Below are 17,821 nucleotides of genomic sequence, written 5' to 3' on the forward strand. Positions count from 1 at the left end.
CACCATGAGCACTGAGGTCATGACCGACAATCGCGCGAGCATCCTCCTTGTCGATGACATGGAGGACAATCTGATGGCGCTGGAAGCCGTCCTGGGGTCACTCAACGAGCCGCTGGTACGCGCCCGTTCGGGCGAGGAGGCGATGAAGGCCCTGCTGAGGCAACGATTCGCCGTGATCCTCCTGGACGTGCGCATGCCGGGGATGGACGGCTTCGAGACCGCTTCGAACATCAAGCGGCTCGACCAGACCAAGGACGTGCCCATCATCTTCCTGACGGGCACCGACAACGACGCGGGCTACGCCTTCCGCGGCTATGCGACGGGCGCCGCGGACTATCTCACCAAACCGTTCGACCCGTGGGTGCTGCGCGCCAAGGTCACCGTCTTCCTCGAACTGCACCGCAAGAACCAGCAGTTGGAGAAGATCCTGGCGCGCGAGAAGCAGCAGTTCGACGAGCTCGCGGCCCGCCTCTCGGCGATCGAGACGCACATGGCCGCCAGCAGCCTCAAGGACGTCCTCGAACTGCGCCACCACGTGACGCACATGGAGGAGCTGGTGAAGGAGATGCGGCGCGGGCGGGGTGCCTGACACGATGTGTCCGACACTCCGCCCGCGCGGGGCGGTCGAGGCTCAGGCCTCGCGCGATCCCGCGTACATCTCGTCGATCAGGTGCTGGTACTCGCGCTCCACGACCGGGCGCTTCAGCTTGAGACTGGGCGTCAGTTCGCCGTGCTCGATGTCCAGATCGCGGGGCAGCAACTTGAACTTCTTGACGGTCTGCCAGCGCTGCAGACCCTCGTTCAGCTGCTTCACATAGCCCTCGATGAGCTCGACCGTCGCCGGGGCCGCGACCACGTCGGCGTAGCTCTTGCCCTCCAGGCCGTTGTCCTTGGCCCAGGCCAGGATGGCCGGCTCGTCGAGGGCGATCAGGGCGGCGCAGAAGTTCCGGTCGGCGCCGTGCACCAGGATGTTGGAGACGTACGGGCAGACGGCCTTGAACTGGCCCTCGACCTCGGCGGGCGCGATGTACTTGCCGCCCGACGTCTTGATCAGGTCCTTCTTGCGGTCGGTGATCCGCAGATAGCCGTCCGCGGACAGCTCACCGATGTCCCCGGTGTGGAACCACCCGTCGGACTCCAGGACCTCGGCGGTCTTCTCGGCGAGGCCGTGGTAGCCCTCCATGATGCCGGGGCCGCGCAGCAGGATCTCGCCGTCGTCCGCGATCCGGACCTCGGTGCCGGGCAGCGGCTTGCCGACGGTGCCGGTGCGGTAGGCCTCGCCCGGGTTGACGAAGGAGGCCGCGGAGGACTCGGTGAGGCCGTAGCCCTCCAGGATGTGGATGCCGGCGCCGGCGAAGAAGTAGCCGATGTCGGGCGCGAGCGCGGCCGAACCGGAGATGGCGGCGCGCAGCCGGCCGCCGAAGGCTTCCCGCAGCTTGGAGTAGACGAGCGCGTCGGCGACCTTGTGCTTTGCGCCGAGCGCGAAGGGCACGGACGCGGTGCCGGTCCTGCGGAAGTTGTCCTGGCTGACCTTCGCGTACTCCCGGGAGACCTCGGCGGCCCACAGGAAGATCTTGTACTTGGCGCCGCCACCGGCCCGCGCCTTGGCCGCGACCCCGTTGTAGACCTTCTCGAAGATGCGCGGCACGGCGGCCATGTACGTCGGCTGCACCACCGGAAGGTTCTCGATGATCTTGTCCACGCGGCCGTCGACGGCGGTGACGTGCCCGAGCTCGATCTGCCCGGAGGTCAGCACCTTGCCGAAGACGTGCGCGAGCGGCAGCCACAGGTACTGCACGTCGTCCGGGCCGAGCAGACCGGTCGAGGCGATGGCCTTGGCCATGTACGACCAGTTGTCCTGCGGCAGGCGCACGCCCTTGGGGCGGCCCGTGGTGCCGGAGGTGTAGATGATCGTGGCGAGCTGGTCCTTGCTGATGGCGGCGATCCGCTCCTTGACCGCCTCCGGGTTCTTCTCCAGATGGGCGGCGCCGCGGGCCTCCAGGTCGGCGAGGCTGAGCACCCAGCCCTCCGGGTCGCCCTCGGCGGGTCCCGCGCCCTCGGCGTCGATCACCATGACGTGCCGGAGCTCGGGCAGCTCGGCCCGCTTCTCGCGCGCCTTGGCGAGCTGCTCGGCGTTCTCGGCGATCAGCACCCGGCTGCTGGAGTCCGACAGGATGTAGGTGGACTCCTCGGCGTTGGTCTGCGGATACACCGTGGTGGTGGCCGCGCCCGCGCAGAGGATGCCGAGGTCGGCGAGGATCCACTCGACCCGCGTGGCCGATGCGAGGGCCACCCGGTCCTCGGGGTCGAGGCCGAGCTCGATGAGGCCCGCGGCGATGGCGAAGACACGCTCGGCGGCCTGCCCCCAGCTCAGCGACTTCCATTCGTCGGGGCCCTCGCCCGAGGCAGATGGCACCGGATAGCGGTAGGCCTCGGCATCGGGCGTGGCCGCCACGCGCTCCAGGAAGAGATGCGCCACGGACGGCGGACGGTTCTCGATCAAGGTCTGTGTGTCGCTCACGACATCCTCCGGACCCGCGACATGGCGGCGACTGGCTGGCGGCTGCTGGGCTTGTTGAACTTGAGAGGGTCTTGTTTAACTTGCGAGTAACCTACGAGCAGTGATCAGAGTAGAGCGCCGAGGCCCGGTGCGTAAGGGGCTTCTGCCTGTCACTTCATACAAGAACGGGTCCGCCGCGCAAGAGCGCGACGGACCCGCTGAGCTGCCTCTGTGACGCCCGTGCCGGACGGGGCGGCGGTGAGGGGTGGGTTACTTCTTCCCCTTGCCCGGACCGCTGTCGTCGCTGGAGAGCACCGCGATGAAGGCTTCCTGCGGCACCTCGACGGAGCCGACCATCTTCATGCGCTTCTTGCCCTCCTTCTGCTTCTCGAGCAGCTTGCGCTTACGCGAGATGTCACCGCCGTAGCACTTGGCGAGGACGTCCTTGCGGATGGCGCGGATGGTCTCGCGGGAGATGACCCGGGAGCCGATGGCGGCCTGGACGGGGATCTCGAAGGCCTGCCGCGGGATGAGCTCGCGCAGCTTGGCCACCAGGCGCACGCCATACGCGTACGCGGCGTCCTTGTGGGTGACGGCGGAGAACGCGTCGACCCGGTCGCCGTGCAGCAGGATGTCGACCTTCACCAGGTCGGCGGACTGCTCGCCGGTGGGCTCGTAGTCCAGGGACGCGTACCCGCGGGTCTTGGACTTCAGCTGGTCGAAGAAGTCGAAGACGATCTCGGCGAGGGGGAGGGTGTAGCGGATCTCCACCCGGTCCTCGGAGAGGTAGTCCATGCCGAGGAGGGTGCCGCGGCGGGTCTGGCAGAGTTCCATGATCGAGCCGATGAACTCGCTGGGCGCCAGGATCGTGGCGCGTACGACCGGCTCGAAGACCTTGTCGATCTTGCCCTCGGGGAACTCGCTCGGGTTGGTGACCGTGTGCTCGGTGCCGTCCTCCATGTCCACGCGGTAGACCACGTTCGGAGCGGTGGCGATCAGGTCGAGCCCGAACTCGCGCTCGAGGCGCTCACGGATCACGTCCAGGTGCAGCAGACCCAGGAAGCCCACGCGGAAGCCGAAGCCGAGCGCGGCCGAGGTCTCCGGCTCGTAGACGAGCGCGGCGTCGTTGAGCTGCAGCTTGTCGAGGGCCTCGCGCAGGTCGGGGTACTCCGAGCCGTCCAGCGGATAGAGACCCGAGAACACCATCGGCTTGGGGTCCTTGTAGCCGCCGAGCGCCTCGGTCGCACCCTTGTGCAGGGAGGTGATCGTGTCACCGACCTTGGACTGACGGACGTCCTTCACGCCGGTGATGATGTAGCCCACCTCGCCGACGCCGATGCCGTCGGACGGGGTCATCTCCGGCGACGAGACGCCGATCTCCAGGAGCTCGTGGGTGGCGCCGGTGGACATCATCCGGATCCGCTCACGCTTGTTGAGCTGGCCGTCGACGACTCGTACGTACGTCACGACGCCTCGGTAGGAGTCGTACACCGAGTCGAAGATCATCGCGCGGGCGGGCGCGTCGGCGACGCCGACCGGCGGCGGAACCTCGGCGACGACCTTGTCGAGCAGTGCCTCGACGCCCATGCCGGTCTTCGCGGAGACCTTCAGCACGTCCTCGGGCTCGCAACCGATGAGGTTGGCGAGCTCCTCCGAGAACTTCTCCGGCTGCGCGGCCGGCAGGTCGATCTTGTTGAGCACCGGAACGATCTTGAGGTCGTTCTCCATCGCCAGATAGAGGTTGGCGAGAGTCTGCGCCTCGATGCCCTGCGCGGCGTCGACGAGGAGGACCGTGCCCTCACAGGCCGCGAGAGAGCGGGACACCTCGTACGTGAAGTCCACGTGACCCGGGGTGTCGATCATGTTGAGGATGTGGGTCCTGCTCTTTTCGGGGCCCTCCGAGGGGGCCCAGGGCAGACGCACCGCCTGGGATTTGATCGTGATTCCGCGCTCGCGCTCGATGTCCATCCGGTCGAGGTACTGAGCACGCATCTGCCGCTGCTCGACCACACCGGTCAGCTGGAGCATCCGGTCGGCGAGCGTGGACTTGCCGTGGTCGATGTGCGCGATGATGCAGAAATTACGAATCAGAGCCGGGTCGGTACGGCTCGGCTCGGGCACATTTTTAGGGGTCGCGGGCACGCAGGGTCCTGTCTCTTGAGGCGCCTGTCGCCTCGGGTCGGATCTATACGTAGGTTCCATGGTCCCATGGGTGAGGCACTGGGCCCGATGGGGCCGGTCGGGGTGGGTGACTGAACCTCGATCGGGCTGCTCGGGGGGAGGAGCCGAGCCCGGATCGGGCCGGTCAGGAAGAGGAGCTGAGCCCGGATCGGGCCGGTCAGGAAGAGGAGCTGAGCCCGGATTGGGCCGGTCGTGGAGCGGCTGGTAATCTGGGCAGCTGTGTCTCCTGACCCTCTCGGTACCTCACGGTCCTGATGGCCCTGAGGCACGTGTCAAAGAAACTCATCTGCAGTACCTCTGCAGTACCTGAACCTGAAAAGGCTCTTTCGTGGCGAACATCAAGTCCCAGATCAAGCGGATCAAGACCAACGAGAAGGCGCGTCAGCGCAACAAGGCGGTCAAGTCTTCCCTGAAGACCGCGATCCGCAAGGCCCGCGAGGCCGTTGCCGCTGGTGACTCCCAGAAGGCCATCGAGGCGACGCGTGAGGCTTCGCGTCAGCTCGACAAGGCTGTCTCCAAGGGTGTCATCCACAAGAACCAGGCCGCCAACAAGAAGTCGGCGCTTGCTTCGAAGGCCGCGACCCTCCAGGGCTGAACCCCTTGCCCCGGCTCGCCGGGGCGCTGATCAATCCTCCCGCGAGGGTAATTCGAGCCCTCTACCTCGAATCGCGGACAGACCACGCAGTACGCCACGCTGCGACGATGCCCCCGGCCCACTCCGGGGGCATTGCTGTGTCCGGGCCCCGTAGGGGGCGCGGGGAACTGCGCTGGGTCCGGGCCCCGTAAGGGGCGCGGGGAACTGCGCTGGGTCCGGCCCCGTAAGGGGCGCGGGGAACTGCGCGACCAGCCACGGACGGCCCGCGGATGCCAAACCGGCGGGTGCTCAGCGGCGCAGGCGAGCGACGCGCCGCAGGCCAGCGGGGCAGGCCGTGACAACGCCTAGCGGCGAGACCTCGCCGCGCCGGCGATGGCGACGACGGCCTTCTCCAGGGCGTACTCAGGATCATCGCCCCCACCCTTGACGCCCGCGTCGGCATCGGCGCAGGCCCGCAGAGCCACCGCCACCCCGTCGGGAGACCACCCCCGCATCTGCTGCCGGACCCGGTCGATCTTCCAGGGCGGCATGCCCAGCTCACGGGCGAGGTCGGCGGGGCGCCCACCCCGCGCGGAGGAGAGCTTCCCGATGGCCCGCACGGCCTGGGCAAGCGCGCTGGTGATCAGAACGGGGGCGACCCCGGTCGACAGGGACCACCGCAACGCTTCGAGCGCTTCGGCAGCCCGGCCCTCCACGGCACGGTCGGCCACGGTGAAGCTGGAGGCCTCGGCCCGGCCCGTGTAGTAGCGGCCGACGACCGCCTCGTCGATCGTGCCCTCGACGTCCGCCACCAGCTGGGACACCGCCGAGGCGAGCTCCCGCAGATCGCTGCCGATCGAGTCGACCAGGGCCTGGCACGCCTCGGGCGTGGCCGAACGGCCCAGGGCACGGAACTCGCTCCGCACGAACGAGAGCCGGTCCGCGGCCTTGGTCATCTTGGGGCAGGCGACCTCACGGGCCCCCGCCTTGCGGGCCGCGTCGAGCAGCCCCTTGCCCTTGGCCCCGCCCGCGTGCAGCAGGACGAGAGTGATCTCCTCGGCGGGCGAGCCGAGATACGCCTTCACGTCCTTGATCGTGTCGGCCGACAGATCCTGCGCGTTGCGCACGATCACGACCTTGCGCTCGGCGAAGAGCGAGGGGCTGGTCAGCTCGGCGAGCGTGCCGGGCTGGAGCTGGTCGGAGGTGAGGTCGCGCACATCCGTGTCCGCGTCGGCGGCGCGGGCGGCCGCGACCACCTGCTGCACGGCGCGGTCGAGGAGGAGGTCCTCCTGGCCCACGGCGAGCGTGAGAGGAGCGAGCGGGTCGGCGGTATCTGTCTTCCTGGCCATCGCGGTCAAGCATCCCACGCGGCACTGACAGCCCGTCCCGTACGGCCCCTCCGGTACGGCCCCTCCGGTACGGCCCCTCCGGTACGAGCCTTCCGGTACGAGCCTTCCGGTACGGCCGGTTTCCGGGCGGCTCACCCCGTGTCGGAGAATGGCCGGGTGACCGACGTACGACATGTCCTGGTGCTGCCCGACCGCGATGCCGCGGAGGAAGTCGCCGAAGAGCTCCCCGACCGTTTCGGCGTGCGCGAGCAGCCTCAACTCGTCCGTGACGCCCTGGCCGGCGAGGACGACGCCGAGGACGCCCAGTGGCTGGTCGTGGTCGAGGACCCCGACCGGCGCCTCGACCGCTCGGCGCTCGACGAACTGGCCGCCGAGCACGAGGGCTGGCTCGAGGCTCCCTGAGCCGCCTGAGCTCCCTTTTACGGGGGCGGGGACGGGCCCCTAGTGAGGGGCGAGGCCCGGCGTCAGCCCTTGGGCAGGACCTGGATGTCGAGGTCGATCGTGATGCTGGGGCCGACCGCCGCGATGCCGCGGGCGAGCATCGTCTGCCAGTTGATCGTGAAGTCGTCGCGGTGCAGCTCGGTGGAGGCGCGGCAGGCGACGCGGGTCTCACCCTCCAGGCCGTGGCCCACCCCGAGGTACTCCGTCTCCAGCGTGACCGTGCGCGTCACCCCGTGCAGCGTCAGGCCGCCCGAGATCGCCCAGCGGCTGCCGCCCTTGTGGACGAAGCGGTCGCTGTAGAACTCCATCGTCGGGAATCGCTCCACGTCGAGGAAGTCACCGGACCGCAGGTGGTCGTCGCGCATCTTCACCGCGGTGTCGATGGAGGCGGCGTCGATGACGACGTGCATCGCGGAGTCCTCCATCCGCTCCCCCAGCCGTATCGCACCCGCGAAGCTGTTGAACCGGCCGTGAATCCGGGCAAGCCCGATGTGCCGCGCGGTGAACGCCACCGAGGAGTGCAGGGGGTCGAGCTCCCAGTCACCGGGCTCGGGCAGCGCCGGTGGCTTGGCTATCTGGAGCATGACGTCACCGAGGGATGCGTGCGCGCTCTCCCCGACCGTGGCGTTCGCCCGGTACGGCGTGAAGCCTTCCGCCGAGACCGCCAGGCGGTAGTCACCGGCCGGAACGGTCGCGACGAACGAACCGAACGGATCCAGCCCCCCACCGACGACCTTGCGCCCCATGGCATCACTGACCGCGAACTCCCCGTGCCGCACGGGCTCATTGACCGGGTCGAGCACCCGGCAGCTGAGCACGCCCGCACTGGGCGGCACCGCCACGGCGGACAAGGGACTCCCGGTGCGGCCTGCCCTGCCGGCTCGCCCTGCCGGACCGGCGGGACCGGTCCGTCCCGCGCCACCCGCTCTTCCTGCCCCACCGGCTCGATTCGCCCGACCGGCTCGGTTCCTACGGTCTCCCAGCCAGCGGCCGAACATTTGCGACACACCCCCGCGCACCTTGACAACTCCCTTGACAACTCCTGCCACGAAGAGGCATTCGATCACCGTTGCGGCATTCGATGCAACACGAACCCACTGCGCTGGAATGCTGCGCTAGCGCTGGAAGTGTCATGAGTCACCCGAATTGATCAGCGCGAGCGTGCTGGACTCTCCGGCCCGCCTAGGCCGCGAGCTGAGCCCGACCCGGCCTGGCCCCGGCCCCGGCCCCGGCTCCCTAGGGCGGTCGAGTGGCCACCTCCAGGATCGGGGCCGCCTCTCTGCCCGTCGGCCGGGCCGCCGCCGCTCCGGCGGCCGGCCCGATGACCGCGATCGAGCCGCTCGTGTCCGTCCGCAGCACCTCCGCTCCCCCGGCCCGCAAGGCCGCGACCGTGCGCGGTGCCGGGTGCCCATATGAGTTGTCCCTGCCACACGAGATGAGGGCGAGGCGCGGCGCGGTCCGCCGCAGGAGTCCGGGGTCCTGATAGGCCGAGCCGTGGTGGGCGACCTTGAGCACGTCCACGGGTGGCAGCTCCGCCACGGCCTGCGTGCGCGAAAGGGCCCGCTGGGCGGGTGGTTCGAGATCGCCGAGCAGCAGCAGGGTCACCCCTTCGGCACGGACGAGCAGGGAGACGCTGGCGTCGTTCGGGCCATCGGGAGTCGGTGCCGGGCCCACCCCCTCCGCCCCGGGCCAGAGCACCCGCCAGTCAAGGGCGCCGCCGCCCGCACGACGCCGCTCCCCCGCCACGGCCCGGCTCACCGGAATCCGGCGGGCGGCCGCCTGCTCGCGTACGAACCGTGCCTGCCCGTACGGCTCTTGATACCCCGTCGTCTGAATCGCCCCGACCGACCGCCCCCGCAGCACGCCCGGCAGCCCCGCCACATGATCGGCATGGAAATGGGTGAGGAGCACGAGCGGTACACGCGTCACGCCGAGCGAACGCAGGCAACGGTCCACGAGCACCGGGTCAGGACCCGCGTCGACGACCACTCCCGCCCCGTCGCCCGCGGCGAGCACAGTGGCATCCCCCTGGCCCACATCACACATCGCGAACCGCCAGCCCGGCGGCCAGCCCGCGATCACCCGGGTGAGGGGCGGAGGCTGCACGATCGCCAGGACGAGCAGCAGGGCACAGGCCACACTGACCCAGGGGTGTCCGACAAGCCTGCGGCCGACCAGGATCAGGCCCACCGTGGCGAGGGCGAGCAGCAGGCCGCCACGCCAACCGCCGGGCCAGTCGACTCCGCTGCCGGGCAGCGCCGCCCCCGCCCGTGCGATGTCCGCGATCCATGCGGTGGGCCAACTGGCGCACCAGGCAAGGCACTTGGCGACCGTCATCGCCCACGGCGCCGTGGCGAGCGTGGCGAACCCGAGGACCGTGGCGGGCGCGACGGCCACCTCCGCGAGGAGGTTGCAGGGCACCGCCACCAGGCTCACTCGCGCCGCCATGACGGCGACCACGGGCGCGCACACCGCCTGCGCGGCAGCCGCGGCGGCCGACGCCTCGGCCAGGCGTGGTGGAACCCGGCGTCTTTGGAGGGCAAGGCTCCACCTCGGCGCGAGGGTGAGCAGGGCGCCGGTGGCCAGGACGGAGAGCAGAAATCCCGGGCTGCGGGCCAGCCACGGGTCGTACAGGACCAGCAGCAGTACGGCGGCGGCCAGGGCCGGGATCAGCGACCGGCGCCGCCCGGTGCCGATGGCGAGCAGCGCGATCAGCCCGCAGGCCGCGGCCCGCACCACACTCGGGTCCGGTCGACAGACGATGACGAAGCCCAGGGTGAGCGCACCGCCGATCAGCGCGGTCGCCCGCAGTGAAATCCCGAGCCGTGGTGCGAGGCCGCGCCGTTCCGCCCGCTGAGCAAGGCTTGGCGGGCCGATGAGCAGGGCGAGGACGATCGTGAGATTGGCCCCGCTCACCGCGAGGAGATGCGTCAGGTCGGTCGCCCTGAACGCCTCCTCCAGCTCGGGCGGCACACGTGAGGTGTCCCCGACCACCAGCCCCGGCAACAGCGCCCTGGCATCGGGCGGCAACCCGTCCGTGGCCTCCCGCAACCCGCCCCGCAACCGCCCCGCCAGGCGCTGTGGCCCTGAGGGTGCCTCGATCACCCGTGGCGTCCGCTCCCCCTCCACCCGGAGCACCGCCGCGACGCGGTCACCCTCCGGCAGGGGAGGCGCGAGGCTCGCCCGGACGCGCAGCCTGGTCGAGGGCAGAAGCGCGAGCCAACGGGCCCTGGGCCAGGGGCCGACGGATTCCCCACCGGAGGATGACCTGCCGGTGGAATCCCTGCCGATGGAATCCGTGCCCATGGAATCCGTGCCCATGGAATCCGTGCCGACGGAATCCGTGCCGGTTGCCCCGCCCTCGCCCCTCTCCGTAGCCGTACCCGTATCCGTACCCGTATCCGCGTCATCCCTGTCTCCCTCCCCGGCGAAAACCAGGACCGGGGTGCGGGTCACGGAGGTCTTGCCGTCCGGCGACGTGACCCGGACGATCTCCGCGTCCAACATGACGGACGGCGGCACGGCACGGGCTCCCGTGACGCGGGGCCGGGTGAGTCGAGGGTCGGAGGTGACCTCCAACTCGACCTCCGCCTCGGAATACTGACGAGCCAGGGCGGGGACCGGCCCCCGGTGCAGATCGGCCCCGTGCAGCGCCGCCGACGTCGCCCCCGCCGCGACACAGAGCAGGACGGCCGCCACCGAGACCCGCCGCCAGGGCTGCCTCCTCCCTTGGGCGCCGCCCGGCTCGGGCGCATCCTGCCGCGCTCCAGCCGCCGCATACCTCCGGGCATCCCGCGGCCCCTCACCTGCCGAGTACCTCCGGGCGTTCAGCGGCCCCTCCTCCGCCGACCGCCCCCGTACCGTCCATGCCACCAACAGGGCGCCGGCCACCGCCACACAGACCGCCACCGCTGCGATCACCCACCGGGGCGGGGCGTCCAGTGCCAGCGCCGCCGTCCCCCAGGCCGCGAGGGCGGGCGGCACGAGGCGCAGGTCCAGGGGGCCCTCCTGGCGGGGGTGCGCGTCCCCGCTCCGGCGCCCGGACGCGGCGTGGGCGGTGGGGCGGGCCGGGGCCATCGAGGCTCCGGGCACCACAGGCGCCTGGCTCCTGGACCTCATGGCCGCACGAGATTCTGCAGGTCGGCGTAGCGCTTGTCGCCGATTCCATTGACCTCGCGCAGTTCGTCCACCGAGCGGAAACCACCGTGTTCCGTGCGGTAGTCGATGATGTGCTGGGCCAGCACGGGGCCGACACCCGGCAGTTCGTCGAGCTGCTCCGCAGTGGCCGTGTTGAGGCCGACCGGCGCGGCAGGGCTCGCTCCCGTCGGCCCGGCGGCCGCCCCCGCGCCGGGCACCGCCGGAGGAGGAGCCGCCGCCGGTGCGCCCACCACCACCTGCTCGCCGTCGATGAGCAGGCGGGCACGGTTCAGGCCGTCCGTGTCCGCGCCGGGGCGAACCCCGCCCGCGGCCTTCAACGCGTCGGCGACCCGCGACCCGGCGGGCAGCCGCAGAATCCCGGGGCTGCGGACCTTCCCGCTGACGTCCACGACGACCCCGCCACCGCCCGCACCGGCCACACCGCCAGCACCAGCCGCCGCCCGGCCCCCGCCCTCCGCAGGAAGCGCGGCTCCCGGTGACGGAGAGGGCTCCGCACCCCGATCAGGTGCCGCCCCGACCACGTCCGGCGCCCGCACCGGCTGCGTCCGCCCTGCCCAGAAGTGCTGGGCAGCGAACACCGCGGCCACGACGAGGACCACCACAAGCGCGACGAGGCTCCGACGCTCAAGCCCACACCGCAGCTGGAGCCACACCGGCAACCGCTCCCGCACGGCAAGCCCCACCCGCCCCCGCACCGGCGGCACCGACTCGCCTCCGGCCGCAGCCGACACGGGCCGCTGGGGCGGAACCTGGCCTGGAGGCTGCTCCTGCCCCCGAACCGCCAACACCACCTCAGGCTCCGGGCCGCCCCGAGTCTCTAGTCCACCCCGAAGCTCCGGCCCACCCCGCGGCTCCGCCCCACCCCGAAGCCCCGGCCTGCCCAGCAACTGCGGCACCGGAACCCCCTCCGGCCGCGGCCCACCCCGAGACTCCGGCCCACCTCGGGACGACGGCCCGCCCCGCAACTGCGGCACCAGCACCGGCACCCCCTCCGGCGGCAACACCACCCGAGACGACCGCTCACCCTGAGAAGACCGCCCACCCCCCGGCGCCGCCACGCCCCGCGGCCCCGCCACAACCTGCCCTTGCCCCACACCCTCCAGCTCTGGCTGACGCCACCGCACGGCCTGCCGCTGCCGCTGCGACTGCGCCACGGCGCGCGGCCCAGCCAGCGGCTCCGGCCCCGGACTCGGCTCCGTCCCCGACCCCTGCCCCGGCTCTGTCCCCGGCCCCGCACCCGGCGGCACCCCCACGCCCCGCGCATCTGGCGGCGGCGCCCCCGACCTCAACCCGACTCCGCCACCTGCCTGTTCAGGCCCGGCGAAGAGCGACTCCGCGCGCTGCCGCAATACCTGGGCCCGCACCCGCGTCTCCGCCGAAGCGTGCCTGCGCCGGGCTGCCCGCCTACGGGCGTGGCTGGACCGCTCTCGACCATCAGAGACGCGGCCATGAGAGACGCGACCGTCGGACGCGGGGTCTCGCCCCGGGCCACTCGTCGCGGCAGGTGTCCTTGAAAGTGATCGAAGTGTCATGCCGACGACGCTAGGCACCGCGGCGGAAATATGTTGATCTTGGTCAATTCCCGTGGATTACCCAGCAGTTGTGGATAACTCCGTCACCCACGCCCTCAACAGGGCTCACCGAGGCCTCACCAGGACACTCACCAGGGGGAAACCACAGCCCCCAACAACCCGGGCCCCGTATGCGCCCCGATCACCGCCCCCACCTCGCTGACATGCAGCTCCGCGAGGCCCGGCACCCGGTCCCTGAGCCGGTCCGCGAGGGTCGAAGCCCGTTCCGGCGCCGCCAGATGATGCACCGCGATGTCCACGCGGTTCGAACCGGCCCGCTCGATCACGATCTCCTCGAGCCGCGCGATCGCCTTGGACGCCGTCCGCACCTTCTCCAGCATCTCGATGCGCCCGCCGTCCAGCTGTAGCAGCGGTTTCACGGCGAGCGCCGAACCCAACAGCGCCTGCGCGGCGCCGATCCGGCCGCCCCGGCGCAGATAGTCCAGCGTGTCGACGTAGAAGTACGCGGACGTGTTCGCGGCCCGCTTCTCGGCCGCGGTCACCGCCTCGTCCACCGAGCCGCCCGACTCGGTGGCCTCCGCCGCCGCGAGCGCGCAGAAGCCCAGGGCCATCGCGACCATTCCGGTGTCCACCACCCGCACCGGCACCGGCGCGTCCTTCGCCGCGAGGACCGCCGCGTCGTACGTGCCCGAGAACTCGGCGGACAGATGCAGCGAGACGATGGCCGTCGCGCCCGCATCGGCGACCTTGCGATAGGTCTCCGCGAAGAGTTCCGGGCTCGGCCGCGAGGTGGTCACAGAGCGCCGCTTCTGTAGCGCCAGGGCCAGGGAGCGGGCGGAGATCTCGGTGCCCTCTTCGAGTGCCTGGTCACCGAGGACCACGGTCAGTGGTACCGACGTGATGCCGTGCCGCTCCATCGTCCGCTGCGGCAGATAGGCCGTTGAATCCGTGACGATCGCGACATGACGGGACATGCGGTGGAGATTACCTGCCTGGAGCCGACGGCGGCAGCCCGACCCCTTGCGGGCCAGTCTGCCAGCCGCGCTCCGAGCCGTGCCGGGTCGCCCTCGCGGTCACGTCGTGCTCTCGGGCCTGGCCTGCTTCTCCCAGGGGTACGAAGGCCGCGGCGTCGGGGGCGTGATGGCGGGCCGCGCCGACTCCTCCGCCGATCCGGACGATGCCGAGGGTCGCGACGGCTCGGGGCGCCCCGGCTGCCCCGATGGCTCCGACGGCTCCGTCCACGTCTGCTCCGCCCCCTTGCCCGCGTCCGCCGGCTCGGGCTCGGGCCACGCGGCGGGAGTCTGCGTGGGCGACGGCTCCTTGGTCCAGTGCCGCAGCGCGCCGGTCTCCAGGTCGATCTGGGAGCTCAACGAGTCCAGGTCGTCGTCCGCGAAATGGTGAGCCCGGTCGCGCACCACCCACCGCAGCGAGTCCGCCGACTTCGTGATCTGCGCCGTGCGCTCCCGCAGCGCGGGGAGCCGCTGGGCCAGGGTCGCCTTGTCCGGGTCCCGCTCCAGGCGCCGGAGCTCGTCGTCCAGCTCGTGCCCGTGCGCGCTGAGCCGCTCGAAGAGCCCCAGGGACTCCTGCAGCGAGCTGTCCTCGACCGCGCCCGCCTTGAGTGCCTCCTGCGTGGCCCGCATCGACGTGCGCAACGAGAGCCGCAGCTGGGCCAGTTCGCCGGCCGCACCCACCTGCGCGAAGCTCTTCGCGCGAAGCGTCGTGTCCTCCACCGAACGGCGCGCCTGCGAGATCGTGCGGTCCACGCCGCGCTTGGCGGCACCGACCACCTTCACCGTCACGTACGCACCAAAGATCACGAACAGCAGTACGAGCAGCGCCACGATCACGCCCACGGCTTCCATGACGCTCCTCTCAGGTCCTGCGGCGGGTTCCGCACCGACTCTTCAACGGTAAACGCAAAGGGCAGGCCGAGGGTTCCATCGGAACCCCCAACCTGCCCGTAGGGGACTACCCTCATGCCCCGCGTGCCCTCAGATCCTCAGGACCGTCAGGACCGTCAGGCCGGGACGATGTTCACCAGCTTCGGCGCCCGGACGATGATCTTGCGGATTCCGGCGCCGTCCAGCGCCGCCAGCACCCTCTCGTCGCCCATGGCCACCTTCTCCAGCTCCTCGTCCGAGATCGACGGGGAGACCTCCAGGCGTGCCCTGACCTTGCCCTTGATCTGCACGACGCAGGTCACGGTCTCGTCCACGACGTACGCCGGGTCGGCCACGGGGAAGTCCTGGTGGACGACCGTGTCGGTGTGGCCCAGCTTGCGCCACAGCTCCTCGCCGACGTGCGGGGCCAGCGGAGCGATCAGCAGCACCAGGCGCTCGGCGACCGAGCGCGGCAGCGCGCCGCCCTCCTTGGTCAGGTAGTTGTTCAGCTCGGTGATCTTGGCGATGGCGGTGTTGAACCGCATGCCGTCCAGGTCCTGGCGCACGCCGTCGATCGCCTTGTGCAGGGCGCGCAGCGTGCCCTCGGCGACGTCGGACTCCGCGACGTCGGCGACCGTGACCTCACCGGTCGACTCGTCGACGATCAGACGCCACATGCGCTGCAGCAGGCGGTACTGGCCGACGACCGCGCGCGTGTCCCACGGGCGCGAGACGTCCAGCGGGCCCATCGCCATCTCGTACAGACGCAGGGTGTCCGCGCCGTACTCCTCGCAGATCTCGTCCGGAGTGACCGCGTTCTTCAGGGACTTGCCCATCTTGCCCAGCTCGCGCTTGACCGGCTCGCCCTCGAAGAAGTACTGGCCGTCGCGTTCCTCGACTTCGGTGGCCTGGACCGGGAAGCCACGGCTGTCGCGGTAGACGTAGGCCTGGATCATGCCCTGGTTGAACAGCTTGTGGAACGGCTCGGCGGACGAGACGTGCCCCAGGTCGAACAGCACCTTCGACCAGAAGCGGGCGTACAGCAGGTGCAGCACCGCGTGCTCGGCGCCGCCCACGTACAGGTCCACGCCGCCGGTCGGCTGCCCCTCGCGCGGGCCCATCCAGTACTGCTCGACGGCCGGGTCGACCAGCTTCTGGTCGTTGTGCGGGTCCAGGTAGCGCAGCTCGTACCAGCAGGAACCCGCCCAGTTGGGCATGGTGTTGGTCTCGCGGCGGTACTTCTTGGGGCCGTCGCCCAGGTCCAGGGTGACGTTGACCCAGTCCTCGTTGCGGGACAGCGGCGTCTCCGGAGAGGTGTCCGCGTCGTCCGGTTCGAAGGTGCGCGGGGAGTAGTCGTCGACCTCCGGCAGCTCCAGGGGCAGCATCGACTCGGGCAGCGAGTGGGCGATGCCGTCCTCGTCGTAGACGATCGGGAAGGGCTCGCCCCAGTAGCGCTGGCGGCTGAACAGCCAGTCGCGCAGGCGGAAGTTGACGGTGCCCTCGCCGATGCCGCGCGTGGCCAGCCAGCCGGTGATGCGGGCCTTGGCGTCGACGACGCCCAGGCCGTCCAGGGAGATCTCCGCGTTCGAGGAGTTGACCAGCTTCGCCTCGTACGAGGAGAAGGCCTCGTCCCACGTCGCCGGGTCGGTGCCGCGGTCGTCGGACGGCTCGACCACACAGCGCATCGGCAGGTGGAAGGCGCGCGCGAAGGCGAAGTCGCGGCTGTCGTGCGCCGGGACGGCCATGATCGCGCCGGTGCCGTAACCCATCAGTACGTAGTCGGCGATGAAGACCGGGACCTGCTCGCCGCTGACCGGGTTGGTGGCGTAGACGCCGGTGAAGACGCCGGTCTTCTCCTTGGCGTCGGCCTGGCGCTCCACGTCGGACTTGGAGGCGGCGAACGCGCGGTACTTGGCCACGGCCTCGGCGGGGGTGGCGTGGCCGCCGGTCCACGTCTCGTGGGTGCCCTCGGGCCAGGCGTCGGGGACGACCTTGTCGACCAGGTCGTGCTCGGGCGCCAGGACCATGTAGGTGGCGCCGAACAGCGTGTCCTGGCGGGTGGTGAAGACGGTGATCGCGTCGCCGTCCTCGGAGCCGACGGGGAAGTCGACACGGGCACCTTCGGAGCGGCCGATCCAGTTGCGCTGCTGCAGCTTGATGGCCTCGGGCCAGTCCAGCGCGTCCAGGTCGTCCAGCAGGCGGTCCGCGTACGCGGTGATGCGCATGTTCCACTGGCGCAGCTTGGCCTTGAAGACGGGGAAGTTGCCGCGCTCGGAGCGTCCGTCGGCGGTGACCTCCTCGTTCGCCAGGACGGTGCCCAGACCGGGACACCAGTTGACGGGCGCGTCGGACGCGTACGCCAGGCGGTACTGGCTCAGGACCTCGGCGCGCTCCACGGCGTCCAGCTCGCTCCACGCGCGCGTGGTGCCCGGTACGGCGCGCTCACCGCTGTCGAACTGGGCGACCAGGTCGGCGATCGGGCGGGCCTTCTGGGCGTCGGCGTCGTACCAGGAGTTGAAGATCTGTACGAAGATCCACTGGGTCCACTTGTAGTAGTCCGGGTCGATCGTCGCGAAGGAGCGGCGCTTGTCGTGGCCCAGGCCCAGACCGCGCAGCTGCGACTTCATGTTCTCGATGTTGGCCTCGGTGGAGACCCGGGGGTGCGTGCCCGTCTGCACGGCGTACTGCTCGGCGGGCAGGCCGAAGGCGTCGAAGCCCAGGGTGTGCAGGACGTTGTGGCCCGTCATGCGCTGGAAGCGGGCGTAGACGTCCGTGGCGATGTACCCCAGCGGGTGGCCGACGTGCAGGCCCGCGCCGGAGGGGTAGGGGAACATGTCCATGATGAACTGCTTGGGCTTGGCGACCAGCGCGGCCTGCGCGTCGCCGTCCGCGGCCAGGTCACCGCTCGGGTTCGGCGCCTCGTACGTGCCGTTCGCGTCCCAGAAGTCCTGCCAGCGTGCCTCGATGTCGGCGGCCAGGGCGGCCGTGTAGCGGTGCGGTGCGGCCACCTCGGAGGCGGCAGCAGAATTCGTCTCGCTCATGATCCTCAAAGCTCCATCGATCGTCTCTGCCTGCGGAAATGGCCGTCCCGGCCAAATGAAAAAGCCCCTCACACAGGAGGGGACGCCGCGCCGATGCCGACCGCGATTTTCCGGCGGTCGGGACTGATCAGCGCGGCCCGCTAAGCAGAAGGCGTACGGCACGCA

General features: G+C 70.7%; 12 protein-coding genes. 3 read left to right on the forward strand and 9 right to left on the reverse strand.

Features of this window, described 5'->3' with window-relative positions:
- The first annotated feature begins 4 nt into the window (after nucleotides 1-4).
- On the forward strand, nucleotides 5-589 hold the full coding sequence (locus tag ACZ6ZP_RS04330; protein WP_351160443.1) for a response regulator: 585 nt from the start codon (nucleotides 5-7) through the stop codon (nucleotides 587-589).
- Nucleotides 590-631: 42 nt separating this feature from the next.
- On the opposite strand, the gene ACZ6ZP_RS04335 is transcribed toward ACZ6ZP_RS04330, so the two are convergent.
- Together ACZ6ZP_RS04335 and lepA are read right to left on the reverse strand one after the other, a co-directional pair.
- A complete protein-coding gene (locus ACZ6ZP_RS04335) occupies nucleotides 632-2,521 on the reverse strand; it encodes an AMP-dependent synthetase/ligase (protein ID WP_469405483.1) in 1,890 nt (629 codons plus the stop codon).
- Between the two features lie 249 nt (nucleotides 2,522-2,770).
- Nucleotides 2,771-4,642 carry a translation elongation factor 4 gene (lepA, locus tag ACZ6ZP_RS04340; RefSeq protein WP_351160449.1) on the reverse strand — a complete coding sequence of 624 codons (1,872 nt, stop codon included), beginning with the start codon at nucleotides 4,640-4,642 and terminating at the stop codon, nucleotides 2,771-2,773.
- A gap of 367 nt (nucleotides 4,643-5,009) precedes the next feature.
- Here lepA and rpsT point away from each other — a divergent pair, with 367 nt between their 5' ends.
- Nucleotides 5,010-5,276: a 30S ribosomal protein S20 gene (gene rpsT, locus ACZ6ZP_RS04345; protein ID WP_351160451.1), complete on the forward strand. Its 267-nt coding sequence runs from the start codon at nucleotides 5,010-5,012 to the stop codon at nucleotides 5,274-5,276.
- 344 nt (nucleotides 5,277-5,620) lie between these two features.
- Here the strand turns inward: rpsT and holA are convergent, their stop codons facing one another.
- Nucleotides 5,621-6,604 (reverse strand): DNA polymerase III subunit delta, encoded by a 984-nt coding sequence (gene holA / locus ACZ6ZP_RS04350; RefSeq protein WP_351160453.1) that lies wholly within the window; start codon nucleotides 6,602-6,604, stop codon nucleotides 5,621-5,623.
- Between the two features lie 156 nt (nucleotides 6,605-6,760).
- Here holA and ACZ6ZP_RS04355 point away from each other — a divergent pair, with 156 nt between their 5' ends.
- Entirely contained in the window at nucleotides 6,761-7,006 is a 246-nt protein-coding gene (locus ACZ6ZP_RS04355; RefSeq protein ID WP_351160455.1) for a hypothetical protein, read from the forward strand.
- Nucleotides 7,007-7,068: 62 nt separating this feature from the next.
- Here the strand turns inward: ACZ6ZP_RS04355 and ACZ6ZP_RS04360 are convergent, their stop codons facing one another.
- From ACZ6ZP_RS04360 to leuS, 6 genes are all read right to left on the reverse strand, one after another.
- The gene (locus ACZ6ZP_RS04360) at nucleotides 7,069-8,043 is read right to left on the reverse strand and encodes a YceI family protein (protein ID WP_383818956.1); all 975 of its coding nucleotides are present in this window, start codon (nucleotides 8,041-8,043) and stop codon (nucleotides 7,069-7,071) included.
- 238 nt (nucleotides 8,044-8,281) lie between these two features.
- Nucleotides 8,282-11,164, reverse strand: coding sequence for a ComEC/Rec2 family competence protein (locus ACZ6ZP_RS04365; RefSeq protein ID WP_469405484.1), 2,883 nt, complete (start codon nucleotides 11,162-11,164; stop codon nucleotides 8,282-8,284).
- Nucleotides 11,161-12,183 carry a helix-hairpin-helix domain-containing protein gene (locus ACZ6ZP_RS04370; protein ID WP_469405800.1) on the reverse strand — a complete coding sequence of 341 codons (1,023 nt, stop codon included), beginning with the start codon at nucleotides 12,181-12,183 and terminating at the stop codon, nucleotides 11,161-11,163. Before ACZ6ZP_RS04370 ends, ACZ6ZP_RS04365 begins: the two co-directional genes overlap by 4 nt.
- A 680-nt stretch (nucleotides 12,184-12,863) precedes the next feature.
- Nucleotides 12,864-13,709, reverse strand: coding sequence for a DegV family protein (locus ACZ6ZP_RS04375; protein WP_351160465.1), 846 nt, complete (start codon nucleotides 13,707-13,709; stop codon nucleotides 12,864-12,866).
- A gap of 99 nt (nucleotides 13,710-13,808) precedes the next feature.
- A complete protein-coding gene (locus ACZ6ZP_RS04380) occupies nucleotides 13,809-14,597 on the reverse strand; it encodes a hypothetical protein (RefSeq protein ID WP_469405485.1) in 789 nt (262 codons plus the stop codon).
- A gap of 155 nt (nucleotides 14,598-14,752) precedes the next feature.
- Complete coding sequence (gene leuS, locus ACZ6ZP_RS04385; RefSeq protein WP_351160471.1) at nucleotides 14,753-17,656, reverse strand: leucine--tRNA ligase; 2,904 nt, start codon at nucleotides 17,654-17,656, stop codon at nucleotides 14,753-14,755.
- Nucleotides 17,657-17,821: the final 165 nt, after the last annotated feature.

This window comes from Streptomyces sp. NPDC054047, assembly GCF_055585065.1.

Excerpts from the sequence above, each read along its gene's own strand:
- ACZ6ZP_RS04330 (WP_351160443.1), top strand. The coding sequence starts at position 5 with ATGAGCACTGAGGTCATGACCGACAATCGCGCGAGCATCCTCCTTGTC.
- holA (WP_351160453.1), bottom strand. The coding sequence starts at position 6,604 with ATGGCCAGGAAGACAGATACCGCCGACCCGCTCGCTCCTCTCACGCTC.
- ACZ6ZP_RS04360 (WP_383818956.1), bottom strand. The coding sequence starts at position 8,043 with ATGTTCGGCCGCTGGCTGGGAGACCGTAGGAACCGAGCCGGTCGGGCG.
- ACZ6ZP_RS04365 (WP_469405484.1), bottom strand. The coding sequence starts at position 11,164 with ATGAGGTCCAGGAGCCAGGCGCCTGTGGTGCCCGGAGCCTCGATGGCC.
- ACZ6ZP_RS04375 (WP_351160465.1), bottom strand. The coding sequence starts at position 13,709 with ATGTCCCGTCATGTCGCGATCGTCACGGATTCAACGGCCTATCTGCCG.
- ACZ6ZP_RS04380 (WP_469405485.1), bottom strand. The coding sequence starts at position 14,597 with ATGGAAGCCGTGGGCGTGATCGTGGCGCTGCTCGTACTGCTGTTCGTG.
- leuS (WP_351160471.1), bottom strand. The coding sequence starts at position 17,656 with ATGAGCGAGACGAATTCTGCTGCCGCCTCCGAGGTGGCCGCACCGCAC.